The sequence below is a fragment of the Acinetobacter sp. TTH0-4 genome (assembly GCF_015602665.1).
GTDB classification, from domain to species: Bacteria; Pseudomonadota; Gammaproteobacteria; order Pseudomonadales; family Moraxellaceae; genus Acinetobacter; species Acinetobacter albensis.
In genome coordinates, this window is the sequence record NZ_CP059079.1 from 2,078,791 (window position 1) to 2,098,323 (window position 19,533).

Annotated in this window: 21 protein-coding genes and 1 pseudogene; 3 read left to right on the forward strand and 19 right to left on the reverse strand. The window is 39.1% G+C overall.

All coding sequences use genetic code 11. The features are described 5' to 3' along the window. Positions 1–57 precede the first annotated feature (57 nt). The 4 genes and pseudogenes from serS to H0S58_RS09755 form a co-directional block, all read right to left on the reverse strand. Positions 58–1,329: a serine--tRNA ligase gene (gene serS, locus H0S58_RS09740; protein ID WP_195726403.1), complete on the reverse strand. Its 1,272-nt coding sequence runs from the start codon at positions 1,327–1,329 to the stop codon at positions 58–60. A gap of 119 nt (positions 1,330–1,448) precedes the next feature. Then, positions 1,449–2,243 (reverse strand): RsiV family protein, encoded by a 795-nt coding sequence (locus H0S58_RS09745; RefSeq protein ID WP_195726404.1) that lies wholly within the window; start codon positions 2,241–2,243, stop codon positions 1,449–1,451. A gap of 210 nt (positions 2,244–2,453) precedes the next feature. Next, positions 2,454–2,846, reverse strand: a pseudogene (locus tag H0S58_RS09750) (transposase family protein); the annotation flags it as partial. 37 nt (positions 2,847–2,883) lie between these two features. Beyond that, positions 2,884–3,288 carry a transposase family protein gene (locus H0S58_RS09755; RefSeq protein ID WP_000669095.1) on the reverse strand — a complete coding sequence of 135 codons (405 nt, stop codon included), beginning with the start codon at positions 3,286–3,288 and terminating at the stop codon, positions 2,884–2,886. Between the two features lie 373 nt (positions 3,289–3,661). Here H0S58_RS09755 and pgaB (H0S58_RS09760) point away from each other — a divergent pair, with 373 nt between their 5' ends. Further along, positions 3,662–4,822 (forward strand): poly-beta-1,6-N-acetyl-D-glucosamine N-deacetylase PgaB, encoded by a 1,161-nt coding sequence (gene pgaB / locus H0S58_RS09760; protein ID WP_227592232.1) that lies wholly within the window; start codon positions 3,662–3,664, stop codon positions 4,820–4,822. Here pgaB (H0S58_RS09760) and pgaD read toward each other — a convergent pair. The 4 genes from pgaD to pgaA are packed head-to-tail and all read right to left on the reverse strand — an operon-like array spanning position 4,719 to position 10,831. Next, on the reverse strand, positions 4,719–5,279 hold the full coding sequence (gene pgaD, locus H0S58_RS09765; protein ID WP_195726405.1) for a poly-beta-1,6-N-acetyl-D-glucosamine biosynthesis protein PgaD: 561 nt from the start codon (positions 5,277–5,279) through the stop codon (positions 4,719–4,721). The two genes, pgaB (H0S58_RS09760) and pgaD, sit on opposite strands and share 104 nt — an antisense overlap. After that, positions 5,266–6,540 carry a poly-beta-1,6-N-acetyl-D-glucosamine synthase gene (gene pgaC / locus H0S58_RS09770; RefSeq protein WP_086043917.1) on the reverse strand — a complete coding sequence of 425 codons (1,275 nt, stop codon included), beginning with the start codon at positions 6,538–6,540 and terminating at the stop codon, positions 5,266–5,268. The genes pgaD and pgaC overlap by 14 nt, the downstream gene beginning before the upstream one ends. Beyond that, a complete protein-coding gene (gene pgaB / locus H0S58_RS09775) occupies positions 6,540–8,375 on the reverse strand; it encodes a poly-beta-1,6-N-acetyl-D-glucosamine N-deacetylase PgaB (RefSeq protein ID WP_195726406.1) in 1,836 nt (611 codons plus the stop codon). Before pgaB (H0S58_RS09775) ends, pgaC begins: the two co-directional genes overlap by 1 nt. After that, the gene (pgaA, locus tag H0S58_RS09780; RefSeq protein WP_005104534.1) at positions 8,375–10,831 is read right to left on the reverse strand and encodes a poly-beta-1,6 N-acetyl-D-glucosamine export porin PgaA; all 2,457 of its coding nucleotides are present in this window, start codon (positions 10,829–10,831) and stop codon (positions 8,375–8,377) included. Before pgaA ends, pgaB (H0S58_RS09775) begins: the two co-directional genes overlap by 1 nt. A 216-nt stretch (positions 10,832–11,047) precedes the next feature. On the opposite strand from pgaA, the gene H0S58_RS09785 reads away from it, so the two are divergent. Next, positions 11,048–11,923 carry an IS982-like element ISAba825 family transposase gene (locus tag H0S58_RS09785; protein ID WP_000102417.1) on the forward strand — a complete coding sequence of 292 codons (876 nt, stop codon included), beginning with the start codon at positions 11,048–11,050 and terminating at the stop codon, positions 11,921–11,923. 65 nt (positions 11,924–11,988) lie between these two features. Here H0S58_RS09785 and H0S58_RS09790 read toward each other — a convergent pair whose 3' ends face one another. The 5 genes from H0S58_RS09790 to H0S58_RS09810 all read right to left on the reverse strand — a co-directional run bounded on the left by H0S58_RS09790 (position 11,989) and on the right by H0S58_RS09810 (position 14,713). Further along, positions 11,989–12,297 carry a transposase family protein gene (locus tag H0S58_RS09790; RefSeq protein WP_079744683.1) on the reverse strand — a complete coding sequence of 103 codons (309 nt, stop codon included), beginning with the start codon at positions 12,295–12,297 and terminating at the stop codon, positions 11,989–11,991. Positions 12,298–12,384: 87 nt separating this feature from the next. Then, complete coding sequence (locus tag H0S58_RS09795) at positions 12,385–12,753, reverse strand: glyoxalase superfamily protein (RefSeq protein ID WP_104426623.1); 369 nt, start codon at positions 12,751–12,753, stop codon at positions 12,385–12,387. Positions 12,754–12,785: 32 nt separating this feature from the next. Continuing rightward, complete coding sequence (locus H0S58_RS09800; protein WP_195726407.1) at positions 12,786–13,166, reverse strand: hypothetical protein; 381 nt, start codon at positions 13,164–13,166, stop codon at positions 12,786–12,788. Continuing rightward, positions 13,163–13,483 carry a hypothetical protein gene (locus H0S58_RS09805; protein WP_227592233.1) on the reverse strand — a complete coding sequence of 107 codons (321 nt, stop codon included), beginning with the start codon at positions 13,481–13,483 and terminating at the stop codon, positions 13,163–13,165. Before H0S58_RS09805 ends, H0S58_RS09800 begins: the two co-directional genes overlap by 4 nt. A 216-nt stretch (positions 13,484–13,699) precedes the next feature. Next, positions 13,700–14,713 (reverse strand): GGDEF domain-containing protein, encoded by a 1,014-nt coding sequence (locus H0S58_RS09810; protein ID WP_195726409.1) that lies wholly within the window; start codon positions 14,711–14,713, stop codon positions 13,700–13,702. Positions 14,714–14,754: 41 nt separating this feature from the next. On the opposite strand from H0S58_RS09810, the gene H0S58_RS09815 reads away from it, so the two are divergent. Continuing rightward, a complete protein-coding gene (locus tag H0S58_RS09815; protein WP_002122622.1) occupies positions 14,755–15,618 on the forward strand; it encodes an IS982 family transposase in 864 nt (287 codons plus the stop codon). Between the two features lie 131 nt (positions 15,619–15,749). Here H0S58_RS09815 and H0S58_RS09820 read toward each other — a convergent pair whose 3' ends face one another. From H0S58_RS09820 to rpmA, 6 genes are all read right to left on the reverse strand, one after another. Next, positions 15,750–16,154 carry a transposase family protein gene (locus tag H0S58_RS09820; RefSeq protein WP_000669095.1) on the reverse strand — a complete coding sequence of 135 codons (405 nt, stop codon included), beginning with the start codon at positions 16,152–16,154 and terminating at the stop codon, positions 15,750–15,752. Positions 16,155–16,315: 161 nt separating this feature from the next. After that, complete coding sequence (gene lolA, locus H0S58_RS09825) at positions 16,316–17,014, reverse strand: outer membrane lipoprotein chaperone LolA (protein ID WP_053579802.1); 699 nt, start codon at positions 17,012–17,014, stop codon at positions 16,316–16,318. Between the two features lie 210 nt (positions 17,015–17,224). Further along, the gene (locus H0S58_RS09830) at positions 17,225–18,223 is read right to left on the reverse strand and encodes a YadA family autotransporter adhesin (protein WP_195726410.1); all 999 of its coding nucleotides are present in this window, start codon (positions 18,221–18,223) and stop codon (positions 17,225–17,227) included. Positions 18,224–18,235: 12 nt separating this feature from the next. Beyond that, a complete protein-coding gene (locus H0S58_RS09835) occupies positions 18,236–18,430 on the reverse strand; it encodes a hypothetical protein (RefSeq protein WP_195726411.1) in 195 nt (64 codons plus the stop codon). Positions 18,431–18,435: 5 nt separating this feature from the next. Next, positions 18,436–19,026 (reverse strand): collagen-like protein, encoded by a 591-nt coding sequence (locus H0S58_RS13975; protein ID WP_265088223.1) that lies wholly within the window; start codon positions 19,024–19,026, stop codon positions 18,436–18,438. A gap of 245 nt (positions 19,027–19,271) precedes the next feature. Next, positions 19,272–19,529 (reverse strand): 50S ribosomal protein L27, encoded by a 258-nt coding sequence (rpmA, locus tag H0S58_RS09845; RefSeq protein WP_053579799.1) that lies wholly within the window; start codon positions 19,527–19,529, stop codon positions 19,272–19,274. Between the last annotated feature and the right edge of the window lie 4 nt (positions 19,530–19,533).

Genomic DNA, 19,533 nt, shown 5'->3' on the forward strand with positions numbered 1-19,533 from the left:
AGCAATTTTCGTGCACAAAATGGTTTTTCTATTCATTTATTTTAAAATCCCCGAGGATTAATCAATAAATTCAACACCACCCATATAAGGACGAAGCACGTCAGGAACTTCAATAGAACCGTCAGCGCGTTGGTAATTTTCCATCACCGCCAGTAATGTACGACCTACAGCCAAACCAGAACCATTCAAGGTGTGAAGAAATTCAGTTTTCTTTTGGTCAACACGATAGCGCGCTTTCATACGACGCGCTTGGAAATCACCCATGCATGAACAGCTTGAAATTTCACGATAGGTATTTTGACTTGGCACCCAAACTTCCAAATCGTAGGTTTTGATTGCGCCAAAGCCCATATCGCCACCACACAAAATGATTTTACGATACGGAAGACCTAAGGCTTGCAAAATACCTTCTGCGTGTCCTGTCAGTTCTTCAAGTGCGTCCATTGAAGTTTCAGGTTTAACAATTTGCACCATTTCAACTTTGTCGAATTGATGTTGACGAATTAAACCACGCGTATCACGACCATAAGAACCTGCTTCACTACGGAAACATGGTGTATGCGCTGCATATTTTAAGGGTAAACGTTCTGGATCAACAATTTCATCACGCACAAAATTGGTGACAGGTACTTCTGCCGTTGGAATAAGGTAATATTCTTTTTCACCTTGTAATTTGAATAAATCTTCTTCAAATTTAGGCAATTGTCCCGTTCCACGCAAAGATTCTGCATTGACTAAATACGGTACATAGGCTTCGGTATAGCCATTTTTAAGTGTGTGTGTATCTAACATGAACTGCGTTAAGGCACGTTGCAGACGCGCAAGCGGACCCTTCAATACGCTAAAACGCGAACCAGTTAACTTAGTGGCAGTTTCAAACTCTAAACCGCCCATCCATTCACCCAAGTCAGTATGATCTTTAATTTCAAAATCAAATTGACGTGGTGTACCCCAAGTTAAAATTTCAACATTATCGTCTTCATCTTTGCCTTCAGGGACAGATTCATGCGGCATATTTGGAATAGTTAATGATTTATTTTCAATTTCATTTTGCAACTCTGTAAGAGAAGCTTCTGCTGCTTTAATTTCATCACCAATGGCAGACATACGCGCCATAATTTCAGATGCATCGCCACCAGATTTTTTAATTTGGCCAACTTGTTTAGCACCCGAATTACGCTCTGCTTGTAAAGCTTCAGTTTTGGATTGAAGCTCTTTACGACGAGATTCAAGTGATGCCCACTCCGCCACATCGAGTTGCACACCACGTTTTGCCAAGGCAAAATTTACAGCCTCAATATTATTTCTGATTAATTTCGGGTCGATCATAGCCAATCTTTTACAAAGAAAAAAACTGGCTATAGTGTAAGCGCTAAACAGCAAAAAAGACAGTAATCCCGCTTACAGCTGCACCTTATTACAGCAAATTTAAGCGAAATTTTCAAAAATTAGGGCGTTGGATAGCTCGGTAAACTTGGCAAGTATTCAGCTTTAACCAATTGAGTAAGCGAAGTGTAAGGCAAAGTCAACTCACTCATGCCTTCTGCATACGAGGCCAATTCATATAAAGGATAAACAAACACAATTCCGTTGACACCATAGTAAAAATTATCGCTCAGTTTTAATTTATCTCGTTCGATATTGTGTTGATCTAACCAAAGACTATTTGTGTCATAAAGTGTGTCCAATACTTTCTGCTCTGCGCCTTTCACCAAAATATCAGCCAAAGCTAAACGTTTTTTAGTCTTTAAATCAAAATTAACAAATTCCTGATGGTGCATGCCATGTGCTGCACCTGCTGAATAGTTATAACTTTGAATGGCAAATGTAGCGTGATGATAATTTTGTCCTATAAAACGGACATAAGTTGAACTTTGACTTAAATTGGGTTCAGCGCCTTCTGCAGTATTTATTTTTTGGTTCGGTTCTTCAGAAAAAGCGATCGGATCGGTTTTTTTTATTCGTTCCATAAAGTATTGATCAATCCATTTCAGGTTGGTTTCTACAGTCTGTATATCGTATTGAATACAGCCTTGCGGATCGCATGCTTCTGATTTGCTCAACTTTACAGGAATAACTTTGGCTTGAATGGCAGGAATATTTTCTTCACTATTTTGAGGCGACTGCGCCTGTTTTGAATTTTCAGCTTGAGGCTCGTTTTTAGGCTGACATCCCACTAGGGCTCCACCACCAATTATGATTGTACACACCAAAAACCATGGTTTTAATAATGTCGGTTTCATTACACAACTCTGTATTTTCTTAAAATGAATCATTCCACTATACAAAGTCTCTCTTCGAGATAAAATTACAATATGTAGCATGGTATAAAGTTCAACATAAAATGCTTATTCAAAGCATTTTCAACACCCGATTAGTCAATCCAACTGATCTATAAATAATTAATTTTAAAAATTTTAATCATTAGACTTCCTTCATAAATCATTTTTCAATCAATTTAATTGTTTATCTTTCACCCAATCTAAATTGTATATGCCAGCAAGTAAATTAAACCGCAGGTTTAATCTTTTACGACGATTTCTATATACACAAGATAAAATCTTAAAACATTTCATCCTTCCAAATACATGCTCTACTTGAATTCGTCTACGACCAATCTCTTTATTTAACTTTTTTAATTCAGAATCTAGTTTTTCAGTTTTCTTTGCTTTAGATGGCATGAGGCATCCAAAACCCAATTTCTTTATCCCTAAATAACCCTTATCAACGATAAAAAAGGGCTTAAATTTTAATTTCCTCATGCTTTTTTTAAATATTTTAAAATCATGCATGCTTCCATGACTTCCACATACACTCAGTATTTCACCTGTTATATAGTGCATAGATAGCTGAAATTTAAAGGTATGTCGCTTTTTTTTACCGCTATACCATTTCTTCTGTTTTTTTTGGACGTTGAACTAATATTTCAGTGGCATCAATCACAACAACTTCCCAATCCACTTCATCTCGATTAGGAAGTTGTTTTGGCAAGTTGAATTTTCCAGAACGGATTAAGGTATCTTCAATAACACGTGTGATACGAATTGCACTCGTTTCAGATACACCGTAACTCATACCAAGATGGAAAAATGTTCGATATTCTCTCCAATATTCTATACATAAGAGCAAACGATCTTCCAACGGTAATTTATGCGGTCGTCCTTTACCAATATGACGAGGTAAATGCTTATTTAGCTCGGCCAACATGAGGTTAAATGTAGCCCAACTAACACCGGTAAGCCTACGAAACTTAACGTTTGATAATTTTTGAATATCTTTGAATTTCATCCAAGGATTATCTCTTGAATTAAATAATTTTGCTGATTAATTTAAGATCAAATAAATTGTACGTTTTTTGATTTATGACGGAAGTCTAATAGCTATGCTAAACATCATCGCTGAATAAAAACTTGTCCTTACCATGAAACTGCTACTTAATCTTTGAATAAGTGAATGAGGCATTGAAAGTGGCAACGTTCATTTTGAATTATTTCAACACAGAACAATACATAAAAAAATCCAGCCCGTGAACAATTTCGATTACAGTATTCATCCACACTTTATTATTCGCTTAAGCACTATGGCTTATTTTATGAACAATAAAAAACTAAGCAAACTCTTCATTTCCATTTCAAGCTGCGCTTTATTTGCGTGCAGTGCAGTGTCTCAGTCAGCACCACCCATTAAAATAAAAAATCATCCAATCGATGCGCTTGTCACTCAATATCAAGCTGAAACTACACTACCGTCTACCGCAACTAAAATTGATCAGATGCGTATCATGCATATTGATTTAGACTATGTCTACGATCCAGATAAAACCCAACAACAGCAAAACATCCAAGCATTAATTGCGCGTATACAACAGATCCAACCGAATACTATTTTTTTACAAGCCTTTGCTGACCCTGATGCTAACGGTTCGGCAGACCAAGTTTATTTTGAAAATCGCCATATCACGACTCGTGATAATTTATTCCCCCAAGTTCTCAGTGCGATTCGAGAACAAACACAAGTTCAACACATCTATGCATGGCTTCCACTGATTGCATGGGAGTTTCCCAAACAAGAGCACTTACAATATGTAGAGAATAGCCAAAAATCTTCACATGGCTATATTCGTGTCAGTCCCTTTGATCCGAAAAATATAAGTTTGGTTGCAGAGATTTTTAGTGATTTTCTTCAAAAAAATCCAGTCGATGGCATTCTCTATCATGATGATATTACCCTTAGTGACTATGAAGATAATTCTGCCGCTGCACAAAAAATGTATACGGCATGGGGCTTCAAAGATCTCTCAGTACTACGCAATCCAAATCATCCCCAACAATTTAAATTTGCCCAGTACAAAACTGCTTATCTCGATCAGTTTGCAGCAGGAATCAGTCAGATTTTAAAAAAACAAAAGCCAAATTTGCTAACAGCACGCAACATGTATGCGCCTGTGGTACTCAATCCGAAAAGTGAACAATGGTTTAGTCAGTCGCAAACCAGTACCCTCCATCACTATGACTACAATGCCATCATGGCAATGCCCTATATGGAAGAAAGTTCCAACCATCGTCAGTTTTATTTAGACCTGATTGCTCAGGCAAAAAAATACGACCCAAATTTGGATCGTACTATTTTTGAACTTCAAGCCGTCAACTGGAAAAACAATCGTAAAATTTCCAGCCAAGAACTGGCAGAAACCATGCAGTTATTAAAGCAACACGGCGTCAAGCATTTTGGCTATTATCCAGATGATTTTGTGCAGCAACATCCACATGCATCGACCTTGAAGTCGGCGTTTTCAATGGATCATTCAGATCATACGCCCTAAGGTCACCCTCTTCACTATAGTGCAAGGTAATGTTCTCAGCTTGCTGCAAATGCTCAATGTCTGAAATACTCACGCTAAAACTTTGAGCAAGATTAGAGGACTCTACATGGGTCGGAAATAACCGTTTTTCGTTATTACGGAAACGATACCAGTTATAACTTGCCCATAGAAAAAGACATAAAATGAAGATTGTGATGAGCCCCATCAAATGAAATAGGTATAAAGGTTTTTTAGGCATTTCAGCCACAATCAGCTGCTCATAGACTAAGTTACCTTCAAACCACCAAAACAGGAGGGTGAGCAGAGGTAGAAACAACCACATCCACATCACCCACCCAAGTGCCAATAGACTATAACCCGCCGTTTTGTTCCGAACGTATTCAGGTTTATCAATATAAGCTGGAATATCGAGTTGTGCTTCATCAGTGATGATTTTAAATACTTCAATCTTTTGCATCAGTCACCTCTCCTCTAAAGCCACGGTCTGGACTCACCCAACGAGCACGCTTTTGCGTTTTCAATAAGGTTTTAGGTACAGCAACGACCGTTGTCATCATGGTTAAAAGCCAAAAGAACAAGGGATACCAAATGACCCAAAAATAGTTTCTTAGCATTCGACCACGATCATAGCGACTATCAATCATCAAACTAACAAAAAACTGAATCAGACAAGTGATACCTAAAATCACCCCATACCACTGCGGGATAAAGGACTGAATCGCCCACTCTCCAGGTAAAGGAAAAAACAAACCATAGAGATATAAAACAATGATGCCAAACATTACATAAGCCCATAGCACACTGATCATAGACTCAATTGCGACGGGCCACATACGGCGTAACCGCCATTTAAACATTTGTTTGGTATAGGCCAATAAGACCTCAATCCCACCCTGTGCCCAACGTAAACGTTGTTTCCATAACCCCCCAAAGGTTTCAGGCATATAAATATAGCCCAAAGCATTTGGCACATAGTGCAGATCCCAATGGTCGAATTGCAAACGCCATGACACGTCAATGTCTTCGGTAATCATATCGTCACGCCAGTAGCCAATACGATCCAATGCCTTTTTACGAAAAGCGACCAACACCCCTGAAACAGTAAAAATACGCCCATAGGTGCGCTGTGAACGCTTAATTAAGCCAATGATAGATGAGAACTCACCGACCTGAATTTTGCCAAGAATACTCGAACGATTGATGATTCTCGGGTTGCCCGTCACTGCACCTACACGTGGAAAACTGGTTAAATGGTGCATCATCCACAGCACAGCATGCGGATGCAACAATGCATCACCATCAATACAGACCAAATACTCATGCTTACTGACCATAGCCCCAGCTTTTAAGGCATAGGCTTTACCTTGGTTTTCGGCCAGATGTACCACACGCAAACGCGGATATTTCAATTGTAATTCATCTAAAATTTCGGCCGTTTTATCCTTACTGCCGTCATTAATTGCAATCACTTCAAAGTCAGGATATTGCGTTTGCATGGCATATTTGATGGTCTCACGAACTTGATCTTGCTCATTAAAACAAGGAATTAAAATGCTACATGCATGCTCACTCGGCTGAGGAATCTTATTTTGCTTATATTCACGTTTTAGAAAAAACCATATGCCACCTGCAATCCATAGCCAAGCCATAAACAAGGGATATAAAAATGCAAATCCAAAATAGTAATCACTAAAACTTAAACCAGAAAACCATTGCATTATTTTTTCTCCAAAACTTTTTGAGTAAATGGATCTCGGTAACTCAATGGACTACTATTTAAGCTTAGCTCAGGATAAAAATTCTGGTGAATGGACTGTGCTTGGTTAAAGCTATAATTATTCACACCTACTTTCTGAATCGCTAAGCTTCTCAGTTGTTGATAGTTTTTCTTCAATTGTTTGACTTGTTGTTTGGTTAATGGCTCAGGCACATTAAAGCTGGCAATTAGGTACTGTTGCTCTTTGTCATCAAAAGATTTCAATTGCTCTAGAAAAGCGTTAAATACCTCAGGTTGCTGTATTGGATCTAATTCTACATAAATGAAATCAGCATAGTCTAAGGTATAGTCAAGCAATGGCTTTAAGCCTGCAAGTTGGGTTTGATCTAATTTAAACTTCAGTGCTGTTTGGTAGTTATTACTAATGTTGGCATAGTATTTTGCTTGATCTTTAGTCCGCTCCTTGATTTGGAAAACTTGTTGCACTTTTGCTTCACAGGTTGTATCCCATTTCTGCTGACGTACCGCACAGTCTAGCATTGATCCAGTATCGAGCATCAAACCTTCAATTGAGGTATTATTTTTGACTAAGTCAGCTGTTAATACAGACAAATCTAACTTTTGCTCAGTTTCTAAACTCAATGGAAGTTCTGCATAAACACGATTGCCAATACGTGTCCGTGACTGCCACACTACACGGTTAAGCATATCTTGCTGCATCGTCAACTGTCGGTTTGGAAAATAGGCAACGTCTATTTTTCCGTCCCCATTACTATCCGATACGGCCTTAAGAATAAGCGTACTGGTTTTTAGACCATCGACTTTATCCAGTAACTGTCCAAGCTTCTGATTAAACTGTTCATTATTAGCTGATTGCATTTCGGCCAAATCAAAACGTAAGAAACTCTTTCTTTGCTTATAGGGAGCACGTACATAGTTTAAAAACTCCAACATTTCCTGATTAATCATTTCAGGTGTTGGATTATCCATAATCAAGGCGCGTTGGTATGTTTTTACTGAGTCCGCCAGTGGTGCCACACTGCCTAGACTAAAGGACATAGGCAAACCTGCTTGGGCTGCCAGCTCCTCAGTTTCGGTCGTCACCGCACCATAGGGCCAAAAAATTGCTCTGCTATTAATCCCTAATTCGCGGTCTAAGGTTTGCTTCGACTTTTTTAAATCAACAACTACCCGACTTTGATACTCAGACTCTGTTTCATAGCGCTTTTGCTTTTCAATATATTCACGGGTAATGGCAGCAGGTTGCATATTTTGTTGTGGGTTGGCCAAAATACCACGGTGCATATTGTCAGAGTGAGAAACAAATTCAGCATAACCTGACGCAACCATTTCACGCATCTGCGGCCATGTCATTAAGTTACCCTTACCATATGCTTCATAAGCATCTTTGGTATTGCCATTGATCCAACTGGTCGGAATAGCAAAAACTGCTGGAGTTTTATATTGCTTTAACAGTGGAAAAACGCGGTTATAACTACTTAAAGCACCATCATCAAATGTTAAAAGCAGGGCTTTGTTGGGTAATGTTTTCTTCCCCTGTCTGGCTAACCAAATATCTTCTAGGCGAATTGGATGCCAACCTTCTCGTTGAATCCACTCCAGATACTGACCTAGATTCTTCGTACTAATTGCATAAACATCGCGATCTCCTCGTTTTGCCACATCATCACGTACATCATGGAAAGTTAAAGTCACAAATTGGTTGTCTTGTAATTTAATCTGTCTTGGTTTTTGCAATTCAGCATGTGAAAGCATCGGTACATAAACTGTGCCTACTAAGCTCAATGCCATTAAGATCTTGGTGAATTTTTTCATTAGAAGCGCCCCTCAAAACCAATGACACCGTACGTTCTTTCCTCTGAGTCGCCATCATATGGATGTACACCCCAACCAATGCCGTAATTCAACTTCCATGTTCTCGACAGTTGCCAATCGTGTTGGTAATAGAAGTTATAAATCGCTTTTGCTGAAAAATCCGTCTGTTTATATGTCCCCACACTGGCTTCAAAGTGCTGACTAAAATGACGATCATAATTACGCCATGTCATCCAATCATGAGCTAAAGCTACTTCTAAACTATAATTAGACTCCGGATTAAAATAATCCGCTTCGATATCATCATTTTGACCGTAGTAACCACGTAAGGTGGCTTGCGTAATATGATGCGGCGCTTGAAAAACCTGTTGCATAAAATATGCGGCAACTTCTTGACGCGTATTACCATCATCGATATCGGTCAGTTGATAAGTTGCTCCTGCTTTTCGCGACTCATTTTGTTGCCAATCCACACCCACAGCATAGGATTTGCCTTCAAAACCATCTTTAACAGCTTGTAAAGGAATATTCGCTTGACTGTTATAACCTACATGATAATTCCAGTGATCATTGAGCCAATGTGACCATTCTAATTCAGCACCCAAACGGTCACCATCTGTAGCCTGAGATATTGCAATGCTGGCATGCTTACGCTTTGATGCCCACTCAAGTCCTAACCCAATACGGCTGTCATCTACTTCACCATCATCAAAATCAGACCAACGATAGTTATGTGTAGCATACGCTCGATAATTATCAGAAAACCATGGACTATTAAGGCGAGTTTGATGATCACGTTCACGTGAACCTTTTAACTGATCCAATACATTACGGCTATCTGACTTACTTTTTGAAATGGTAGTTTGATGTTGAATAGTCGCTCGATTACGGTCATTCAGCTCCTTCTGACTAAGCTGTACCCCAGTATCCAAGGGTGCCCGTTGCATTAAATCGGCATTTTGCGCTTTCCAAGCTTGGATATTGCCTAGCGCTTGGCTGTTTTGCATATGATTAATACGCGTTGCCTGATCTATTGGCTCTACCCCATTAAGTTGAGATAGGTTTGTTTCTGACAGTTCTGGTTTTTCACGCCAGCGCTGGATCAGGGCTAAATTATTTTGATAACTGACATTATTGGGGGCTTGTGCAAGCAGTTGTTCGAAGTATTTTTCCGCTTTGGCATGTTCATTGCGATAAGCATAGTTCAGCCCTTTTAAACCCAAATATTCCAAACGATCATCGTGCGTTGTTCGATTTACCCCTTTAGCAGCACTATAAATAAAGGTCGGTAATAGGTGATCCATCTGTACAATCAACTGATCCGCTTGCTTAAATTTTTCCTGTTCAACAAGTGAATAATACAAGCCTGCATAAACATCGTAATTGGGATAATTTTTTTCCAATAATAAGCTTCGATAATACACTTCAGCTTTCTTAGGCTGGCGTAATTTCAAATAACTGTCTGCTGCTGCATGACGGACATAGGCTGGCATTTCTAAAATAGGCTGATTCACTTTTTCTAATGCAGCCAAAGTTTGTTTTGAGGCTTGGCGTGCATTTAGCGCATAACTATAGTCATAATAAAACTTACGACGAATCGCTTGATCTTCTGGAAGATTAGTCTCATAACGCTGCATGTCAGCAATCACTTGATCAAGTTTGCTATACGCCAACATCCCCTGATCACGATAAGTCAACATACGTTGTGACTGAATCGCATTTTGTATACGTTGAGAGAACTCATTCAGTTTCACACTATGAATTAGATTAGGACGAGATGCACTTAAGTTATGACTGTTTATATATTGTTCAGCTTGTACATAATCACTATTTGCCATCAACGCTAAAACATATTGTTCTTGTATGTCTATATTTGATGCTTGCTTACTCAATGCATCTTGAGCTATCTGAAGCGCTTCTACAGGCATATTCAAGACGCGATAAGCATATGACATCTGCGCTAAATAGTCTGGACTTAGTTGGTCTTTTTGAATTTGTGCTAATTTTTGTTTGGCGACAGTGGTTTGGCCTGCTTCTGCATTTAACACGCCCTGCCACACCAACCATTGCTGTTGTTGACTCTGTTGATAATATATATCAGCCCATTTAGCCGCAGCTACAAATTGTTTTAAATCGCGTTGTCCCTTCACAACGCTCAACCATGCGTATTCAGGAAAGTTTTGAACATTGATGCTCTGTAAACAACTCAAATCAGAGGCTGTTAATTTTTGATGAGCATATGCACTCACAATATAATCTGCTATGAGTTTTTGATTTTTTGGCTGCTGTGCCAATAAATTTCGTAATTGTTTTAGACCTTGTTCAACCTCTCCTGATCTAATCAGAACGACACTCTGTTCCCTGAGTTGATCAATATTATCTGCTGCTTTTACAAGAGTCATGGGAGAAGTACTAGCTAAAATACAAATTGCCCAAATTGACTTATTATAATTCATATACTTTTCACGCTATTTTAGTAAAGATCATCACACAATAAATTGCGTAACTTTCATCACATTATATTTATTAAAGTGAGCTAAACCAAACGATTTTCTTAGAGTAAATTGTAAAAAGAAAGGTCTATTTTTACGCCAATCTCAACTTTTTAAGTCATTGAAATAAAAAGGACATAACCTCATTTTAAATCCGTCTATGAAAATAAAATTACAGTTATGTCCACTGAAGAATTTATCATCATTGTCTATTTAATCATAGAGGAAATTTACCCAACTATAGTCTCTGAACCATTAAGAAAACGTGGTTTTCCACCTGCTTTAACCGATATTGAAATTATCACAATGCAAATTGTTGGTGAGTGTCTCAAAATGGATACGGATAAAAGCATATGGATGTTTTTTAAAAACAATTACTTAAGTTGGTTCCCTCATTTAGGTTCATATCCTAACTTTTGTAAGCATTGTGCAAACTTATGGCAAGTTCATCAAAAAATCACAGCCCAATTAACTGCACATTATGGTCAGGATCATATTCATTTTATTGATGGATTTCCTATACCTGTTTGTCGTTATAGTCGAGCAAAAAGACACAAGAATTTCAAAGAACATGCAGGTTTTAGTTATTGTGCTGCACAACAAGAGAAATACTATGGTTTTAAAGGGCATCTTGTAATTAATTTGGAGGGTATGATTACTGGCTATACTTTCGCTCCAGCAAATGTAGATGAGCGTGATGTTGCACCAGAAATCACAGAAAATATTCATGGGTTACTAGGTGCAGATAAAGGTTACTTAAGACCCAGCTTGAAAGAATACTATAAATTTCAGTATGTTGATCTACAAACTCCTTTAAGAAAGAATATGCCGGACTCTAGATCTCAAGAATCAATGAGGTTGCTTATGAGAGCACGAAGGAAAATTGAAACGGTCATTGGTCAATTAACTGATCGCTTTAATATTCAAAAAGTAAGGGCAAGAGATTTATGGCACTTATCGCATCGTTTTATCAGAAAGATTTTGTCACATACGGTCTGCGTCGTTATGAATAAAAAATGTGGTTATTCGCCGATTCAATTTGAAAAGCTTATTTAAAGTTGAGATTGGCGTATTTTTATATAATGCAATTAAATAGACTTCCTTCATAAATCATTTTTCAATCAATTTAATTGTTTATCTTTCACCCAATCTAAATTGTATATGCCAGCAAGTAAATTAAACCGCAGGTTTAATCTTTTACGACGATTTCTATATACACAAGATAAAATCTTAAAACATTTCATCCTTCCAAATACATGCTCTACTTGAATTCGTCTACGACCAATCTCTTTATTTAACTTTTTTAATTCAGAATCTAGTTTTTCAGTTTTCTTTGCTTTAGATGGCATGAGGCATCCAAAACCCAATTTCTTTATCCCTAAATAACCCTTATCAACGATAAAAAAGGGCTTAAATTTTAATTTCCTCATGCTTTTTTTAAATATTTTAACCTGAGTTCGACTAACTCAGGTGGCGTACTAATGGAGTGGAAGGGGTGCTTTTTTTGGGGACGAATGTTAGGTACTGATGGCATTCGTGAAAGTAATATTGTTACCGAATGGATCGGCGATGGACATATTCTTGCTGCCCCAAGGCATATCTTGGATGCCTGGCTTGGCAAACTTATAATTCTTTTGATTTAGTTCCTTGCAGTAAGATTCTAGCTCATCTGTTTCAATGTTGATGGCACAGCCCGGACTACATTCCCCATGGTGTTCTGTTAGCAGCAAAATACATTGTCCTTTTGATACCTGCATGTAAAGAGGCGCGTCATCGGAGTCCCGATGTTCAAAGTCGATATTGAACCCCAAAAATTCAACATAAAATTCTTTGGCTTTGTTTTCATCAAATATTCTTATAAGAGGGGCTATTCTGGTAAATGCCATTTTTTGTTTCCTTTGGTTGCATAACACCTGAGTTAGGCAGCAGGCCCTAGCGCATGGCGGAGATTGGAAGGTAAGCGCTGTTGACCGTCTGATCGAAGTTCAGCATCATCAAACGCCATGTACACCCCCCACATAAACTCGGGGATTCGGTTGTTGCAGATTGCATAGCCAGCAAGATTGTTTATAGCCACGTCTGTTTCTTCGAACGACCCTTCACCAGATAAGAATTTTTCCGCGATAAACCTGGCAAGAGAGTCAACAAGTTCTGATTTTTCTGCAATTGAATAGACATCGATCACTTTCGAAAATCGGTTAATGAGCTCGTCATCTGGTCTGGGGTGCAGGCAGATTTTGTAAAGAGTATCGAGGATGTTCGTCATGCTGCCTAACGCCTGAGTTAGGTTGCCACTCATGGAATGATCTTGAAAGAATTGCTGGTCATGCGCTCTACGGGAACTTGTGGTGAGCGGATGTCAGCGCTTTGATGGACTCCTCCGACCAGTGCTGTGTACCGCACGGTCGTGTCTAATTCCGGAGAGCCATCACTAAGTTCCACGACAAAGCTAAGTGTCGCTTTGGCTGGAATGATGATGCTTTGGGATAAGCAACCATTCGACACGCCGCCCCAAGAAATGTGCGGCGCGCCGACCGCACGCAACGAAACAACGACATGTTCATTGCAGTTGACGATGTACAGACTCTCGTCCCTTGCAGTGACTGAGATCTTCACTTTTCTCCCTGGCAATGGCTCGGCCAGGACGTTTGTAGCCGATTGGAGAGCGGTCTCGCTTCTGGAAGGAGGCGAGCCGGGCGATGGCGAGTCATAACGTGCGCACCCAGCGAGGATTGCTATAACGATGACGACAAGAAACTTCATGGCAACCTAACGCTCAAGTTCACCGGACTGGCGAAGCCAGTTCCGGTGCAACGCCTTGTTAGATGACATCTAAAACTCAGTATGAACTGTATTGTTGCCACCAAGATGTTTGGCCTGATACATAGCGGCATCGGCTTTTCTAGTAAACAAAGATGGAGTCGAGCGTGCTGGAGGAACGCCTGTGCAAACACCAAGACTAATTGTTACAAACTCTGAAACTTTTGATTTCTCATGTTTAATTGCCAAATCATAAATAGCTTGGCGCATTTTTTCAGCCCGTTCAATAAATGGCGGCGCGTCGGGATGTATAGATGATACAATTACAAATTCTTCTCCGCCATAACGCGCAACAATGTCGGAACCACGGGAGAAAAAGCTGCTAATTTTTTGTGCAACTAATCTCAATGCTGTATCACCTTCAAGATGGCCATAAAGATCGTTATAAAGTTTGAAACAGTCAATGTCAATAAACGCGACGGCAATTTTTGCTTTTAATCTTTCATGCACTGACCATGAGCGATTCAGATGCTCTTCAAAATACCGTCTGTTGTGTAGCTGTGTCAGTGGGTCACGAACAACAAGTTCTTCAAGTTGTTTATTTTTCTCTATGAGAAGTTGATTCTGACGCTCGATATGTTGCTCGTGACGGACACGTTCAGTTACATCTTTTTGAATTCCGATAAAGTGAGTAACAGCATGGTTTTCATCAAAAACAGGTGAGAGGCTTAGCTCGTTCCAAAAGGGCTCTCCATTTTTTTTGTGATTGTGTAAAACAACACGACACGCTTGATTTGCTCGTAGTGCCTGACGAATAGTATTTAATGACTCTTGTTCATGGTTGCTTCTATTTAAAAAACGACAGTCTTTACCTAATATCTCGTCGAGCGTGTAACCAGTTAGTGTCTGAAAAGCGGGATTGACGTAAATGATTGGCCTATCTTCCTCCCCTCCCCCGGACTCTGTGATGACGACACCGTCGTTAGTGGCTAGTAATGCGGCTTCCAGAAGTTTAAGGGGAATCATATATTTAACCTGAGTTCGATATAAAAAAAGAGTAGAAAAAAAGCCCTGTTTTTGTAACATATTGGTTCTCAAGACAAAATGTTATAAAACAAGGCTTCTCAATGGATCATATTACCGAATTATTTTGTATTTTGGATGATTTCTGCAAAAAATTTAATGAATCTTTAGAGAAAGCTTTAATTTCTAATCAAAAAACCAAGTTGAAAAAGTCAGCTTTAAGCTTGTCCGAAGCAATGACCATTGTCATTTTATTTCATCAATCCGGTTTTAGATTCTTCAAATATTTTTATTGCCAAATGATCGTTCCATTCTGGAAATCTGCTTTTCCTAAACTGCTTAGCTACAACCGATTTATTGAAATCATGCCCCGTTGTTTGCAAGCTCTGAGTAGTTTCTTCCATCAGGTGAAAGGAAAAGATACGGGAATCAGTATCATTGACTCCACTAAATTGGTAGTTTGCCATAATCTTCGGATTAAAAGGCATCGTGTATTTAAAGGCTTGGCCGGTCGTGGAAAAAGTAGTACGGGTTGGTTTTATGGTTTTAAATTACATCTCGTTATCAATAATTTAGGTGAAATTATTAATCTCAAGCTGACATCGGGAAATGTTCATGATGTTGCTATATTAGAATCTTTAACTCAAGAATTAAAAGGGATCCTACTCGGAGACAAAGGCTATTTGAGCAAAGCAAAAGCCGAAGCTTTAGCAGCAAGAGGACTGAAAATATTGACCCCATCACGTCGGAATATGAAAAATAAACCCATCCAAACTGAAGAAGAAAAACAATTACTTTGCAGAAGAGGATTGATCGAAACAGTGAATGATCAATTAAAAAATTTACATCAACTTGAACATTCACGTCATCGTTCGGTAAATAACTTCATGGTGAATATCATGGCTGCTGTAGTGGCTTATTGTTTGAACCCCAATAAGCCAACTTTCCAAAATATGCTAAAAGGTTAAGTGGATTTCATCGAACTCAGGTTATTTTAAAATCATGCATGCTTCCATGACTTCCACATACACTCAGTATTTCACCTGTTATATAGTGCATAGATAGCTGAAATTTAAAGGTATGTCGCTTTTTTTTACCGCTATACCATTTCTTCTGTTTTTTTTGGACGTTGAACTAATATTTCAGTGGCATCAATCACAACAACTTCCCAATCCACTTCATCTCGATTAGGAAGTTGTTTTGGCAAGTTGAATTTTCCAGAACGGATTAAGGTATCTTCAATAACACGTGTGATACGAATTGCACTCGTTTCAGATACACCGTAACTCATACCAAGATGGAAAAATGTTCGATATTCTCTCCAATATTCTATACATAAGAGCAAACGATCTTCCAACGGTAATTTATGCGGTCGTCCTTTACCAATATGACGAGGTAAATGCTTATTTAGCTCGGCCAACATGAGGTTAAATGTAGCCCAACTAACACCGGTAAGCCTACGAAACTTAACGTTTGATAATTTTTGAATATCTTTGAATTTCATCCAAGGATTATCTCTTGAATTAAATAATTTTGCTGATTAATTTAAGATCAAATAAATTGTACGTTTTTTGATTTATGACGGAAGTCTATTATTTTGAGCTTTATTTTCATTTTAAAATAAAAAAACCACTCGAAAGTGGTTTTTTTATATCAGCATCAATATTATTGATCGATAATATCTGTACCTTTAGGCGGCGTAAAATTAAAGGTTGAAGCAGGAATAGTAGGATTAACTTTCACATTATTAAAGCGTACCTGTGTAGTTTGCCCCAATGAATCTTCCAAAATCATTAAACTGGGTGCTTTATTTACACCAAAACTAATCGTTAAGCTTTGAAAAGCACCATCACGGTCCTTCGGATACAAAGTGTAATACGTTTTACCTTTATCTGGTTGAGTCACACGGTAGGCATTCATAATTTGACTGGTATTACCCGAAAGTAATAATGCAGGTGTATTGGCGACTTGATCATCTAAACTTTGGCGTACAGCTTGCTGTAAATCTGGATCATAAATCCACACTGTTTTACCTGTGGTCACAATGGTCTGCTTAGAAGGGCTTGTGGTTTCCCAAAAGAACTTACCTGGACGTGCAACTTTCATCACCCCTTTAAAGGTTTGATTCATATGCTGTCCTGTTAAGCCTTTTTTCTGAGGCGCTTTGGTTGCAACAGTTGCTTTTGTGGTTTGTTCGAAATTTGCCGACAAACTTTTGATATTACTTAACTGTTTTACTAAGTTTGCGGTGGCTTGTTGCTCCGATGCTGCTACAGGTGCAGCAAAAACAGTAGTACTGATTACTGGTGCAAGTGTTGCCACACCTAGGGTCATCGCACATAGGGTTTTACGAAGCATTTTCATATCATCACCTTTTTATTTGCAGTATCGCAATTTTTTGAATGTCTCATCTTAAACCAATTTTTGCGTCTAATAATTGAGAAAATAAGAAGTTTTGTATGGTTATTAATATTGATTGTCACTTTTTCTTCATCATGATGTAGAAATATAAATGAAAGAAACAAAAAAGCCTCTTTAAAATAAGAGGCTTTTTAGTGCGATGTATGTATTTAATTATTTCCATTGGTAACCTACTGCAATGCCTGCACCAAAGTCACCTTCACTATTGGTCGTTGCAGCAGCTTTATAAACGTATTTATTGTTTTCTGTGACACCACTGAAACCTGCTGCAAAGCCTTGTTTACCTTCCCAAGTCCCAGCACCTATACTGATCATATTATAACCCGCCTCTGTCGGTTGTGGTAAAGAAGCGATTGCTATGCCTGAAGCCACAGCTGCGTAAGTACGATCTTCCAAATCTCGCATGTCTCGATTTAACATGTCAACACGACTATTTGTATAAGCATTTGCTTGATTCAGTGTATACGCACTTCTTTGATCGGTATAACTATTTGCATTATTGAGTACATCAAGGTCTGCTTGACGCATTTGCGCCACATTTATAGCATCGGTATTTTGGACACCAGCGGCAACATGAATAATTTGTCGCTCGACGCCTGTTGTTCCCACCGAAACAGTATTATCTCGATTTGAAGCAGAATCATGACCCAACACCACACTATTATTCGCAGCCGTATTTACATTATTCCCTACGACATAAGTGTGATCGCCACTAACAGTATTATTACTTCCTACCGCTCCTAAACTTTGACCACTGATGTTGTTGTTCACGCCCAAACCAATTGACTGACCACCCGTTGCATTGGTACCTGCTCCAATGGCAATTGCATCTTGACCTGTTGCGGTTGGTTTAGGGGCTGTATTGAGTCGGTTTGATTCAATTTCGATATAAGGATCATCCCCACTCGCACCTGTGTCACCTTTCACACCTTGTGCGCCTGTTACACCCGTATCACCTTTTACCCCCATGTCGCCTTTTACGCCTTGCGCACCTGTTACACCCATATCACCTTTCACGCCTTGAGCGCCTGTCACACCCATCGCACCTTGTGCACCTGTCGCTCCGGTTGCACCTGTGTCACCTTTTACGCCTTGTATACCTTGTGCACCTGTCACACCCATGTCACCTTTTACACCTTGAGCTCCTGTCAATCCCATTGCACCTTATGCACCTGTATCACCTTTCACGCCTTGTATACCTTGTGCACCTGTCGCTCCAGTTGCACCCATATCACCTTTTACGCCTTGCACACCTGTTACACCCGTATCACCTTTTATGCCCTGAGCACCTGTCAATCCCATTGCACCTTGTGCACCTGTCGCTCCAGTTGCACCCATATCACCTTTTACGCCTTGCACACCTGTTACACCCGTACACCTTTTATGCCCTGAGCACCTGTCAATCCCATTGCACCTTGTGCACCTGTCGCTCCGGTTGCACCTGTGTCACCTTTTACGCCTTGTATACCTTGTGCGCCTGTCACACCCATGTCACCTTTTACACCTTGAGCACCTGTCAATCCCATTGCACCTTGTGCACCTGTCGCTCCGGTATCACCATTTATACCTGGTATGCCTTGCTCACCTTGAGGTCCTTGAGGGCCAACAGGACCCTGAGGGCCAGAAGAATGGGGAGGTTTCGGCCCATGCCCATATCCGTTCCCATTACCATGAGATTCGTGTCCTTGCCCCTGACTTCCTCCATGAGATTGATGACTATCTCCACTTGTTGCCCAAACATTCCCACCCATTGCCAACATGACACTTAACAATAGTAATTTTGGGGTGAGGTTTAAGTGTTCAACACACTTTTTCTGCTCATGAGAAAAAGAATAAGGACAAGATAATGAATTGAATTCAAATATATAACTATGCTGATTTTTATGCGCTTTTTCTATTGGGTGAGCTAGATAAGAATTTGATGAGCGCAAGACTTTTTTAAATATTGTGTTCATGTCCATCTGCCTTTATTTTAATTTTGTAATTTTTAGTATATTCCTCAAAATGTGATAAAATTCACAAAATTTTTAATTAATGTACTGTTAATTGAAACAAAAAGTGTTCGAAAAATAATCAAAAATAGATAAGTATTTAAATTTTATTATTTTGGCATCAGCTTAAATTATTATTTAAAATTGAATTGCTTAAATTAAGCAAAAAAAAACCCGCAAAATGCGGGTTTTTTTATAAAAATTAAAACTTATACAGTTTCAACTTTTACGTAGCGACGGCCAAATTGACCTTTCACTTCGAATTTGATCACGCCATCAGCGGTAGCAAATAAAGTATGGTCACGGCCCATACCTACGTTTGCACCAGCGTGGAATTCTGTACCACGTTGACGAACGATGATGTTACCAGCAGTCACAGCTTGACCACCGTACATTTTAACACCTAACATTTTAGGGTTTGAGTCACGACCGTTACGTGTCGATCCACCAGCTTTTTTAGTAGCCATGTTT

Excerpts from the sequence above, each read along its gene's own strand:
- H0S58_RS13975 (WP_265088223.1), bottom strand. The coding sequence starts at position 19,026 with ATGAACACAATATTTAAAAAAGTCTTGCGCTCATCAAATTCTTATCTA.
- H0S58_RS09810 (WP_195726409.1), bottom strand. The coding sequence starts at position 14,713 with ATGTTACAAAAACAGGGCTTTTTTTCTACTCTTTTTTTATATCGAACT.
- lolA (WP_053579802.1), bottom strand. The coding sequence starts at position 17,014 with ATGAAAATGCTTCGTAAAACCCTATGTGCGATGACCCTAGGTGTGGCA.
- pgaA (WP_005104534.1), bottom strand. The coding sequence starts at position 10,831 with ATGAATTATAATAAGTCAATTTGGGCAATTTGTATTTTAGCTAGTACT.
- pgaC (WP_086043917.1), bottom strand. The coding sequence starts at position 6,540 with ATGCAATGGTTTTCTGGTTTAAGTTTTAGTGATTACTATTTTGGATTT.
- H0S58_RS09800 (WP_195726407.1), bottom strand. The coding sequence starts at position 13,166 with ATGAGTGGCAACCTAACTCAGGCGTTAGGCAGCATGACGAACATCCTC.
- H0S58_RS09820 (WP_000669095.1), bottom strand. The coding sequence starts at position 16,154 with ATGAAATTCAAAGATATTCAAAAATTATCAAACGTTAAGTTTCGTAGG.
- H0S58_RS09795 (WP_104426623.1), bottom strand. The coding sequence starts at position 12,753 with ATGGCATTTACCAGAATAGCCCCTCTTATAAGAATATTTGATGAAAAC.
- H0S58_RS09790 (WP_079744683.1), bottom strand. The coding sequence starts at position 12,297 with ATGAGGAAATTAAAATTTAAGCCCTTTTTTATCGTTGATAAGGGTTAT.
- H0S58_RS09785 (WP_000102417.1), top strand. The coding sequence starts at position 11,048 with ATGTCCACTGAAGAATTTATCATCATTGTCTATTTAATCATAGAGGAA.
- H0S58_RS09755 (WP_000669095.1), bottom strand. The coding sequence starts at position 3,288 with ATGAAATTCAAAGATATTCAAAAATTATCAAACGTTAAGTTTCGTAGG.
- pgaD (WP_195726405.1), bottom strand. The coding sequence starts at position 5,279 with ATGCAAAAGATTGAAGTATTTAAAATCATCACTGATGAAGCACAACTC.
- H0S58_RS09815 (WP_002122622.1), top strand. The coding sequence starts at position 14,755 with ATGGATCATATTACCGAATTATTTTGTATTTTGGATGATTTCTGCAAA.
- serS (WP_195726403.1), bottom strand. The coding sequence starts at position 1,329 with ATGATCGACCCGAAATTAATCAGAAATAATATTGAGGCTGTAAATTTT.
- H0S58_RS09745 (WP_195726404.1), bottom strand. The coding sequence starts at position 2,243 with ATGAAACCGACATTATTAAAACCATGGTTTTTGGTGTGTACAATCATA.
- pgaB (WP_195726406.1), bottom strand. The coding sequence starts at position 8,375 with ATGAAAAAATTCACCAAGATCTTAATGGCATTGAGCTTAGTAGGCACA.
- rpmA (WP_053579799.1), bottom strand. The coding sequence starts at position 19,529 with ATGGCTACTAAAAAAGCTGGTGGATCGACACGTAACGGTCGTGACTCA.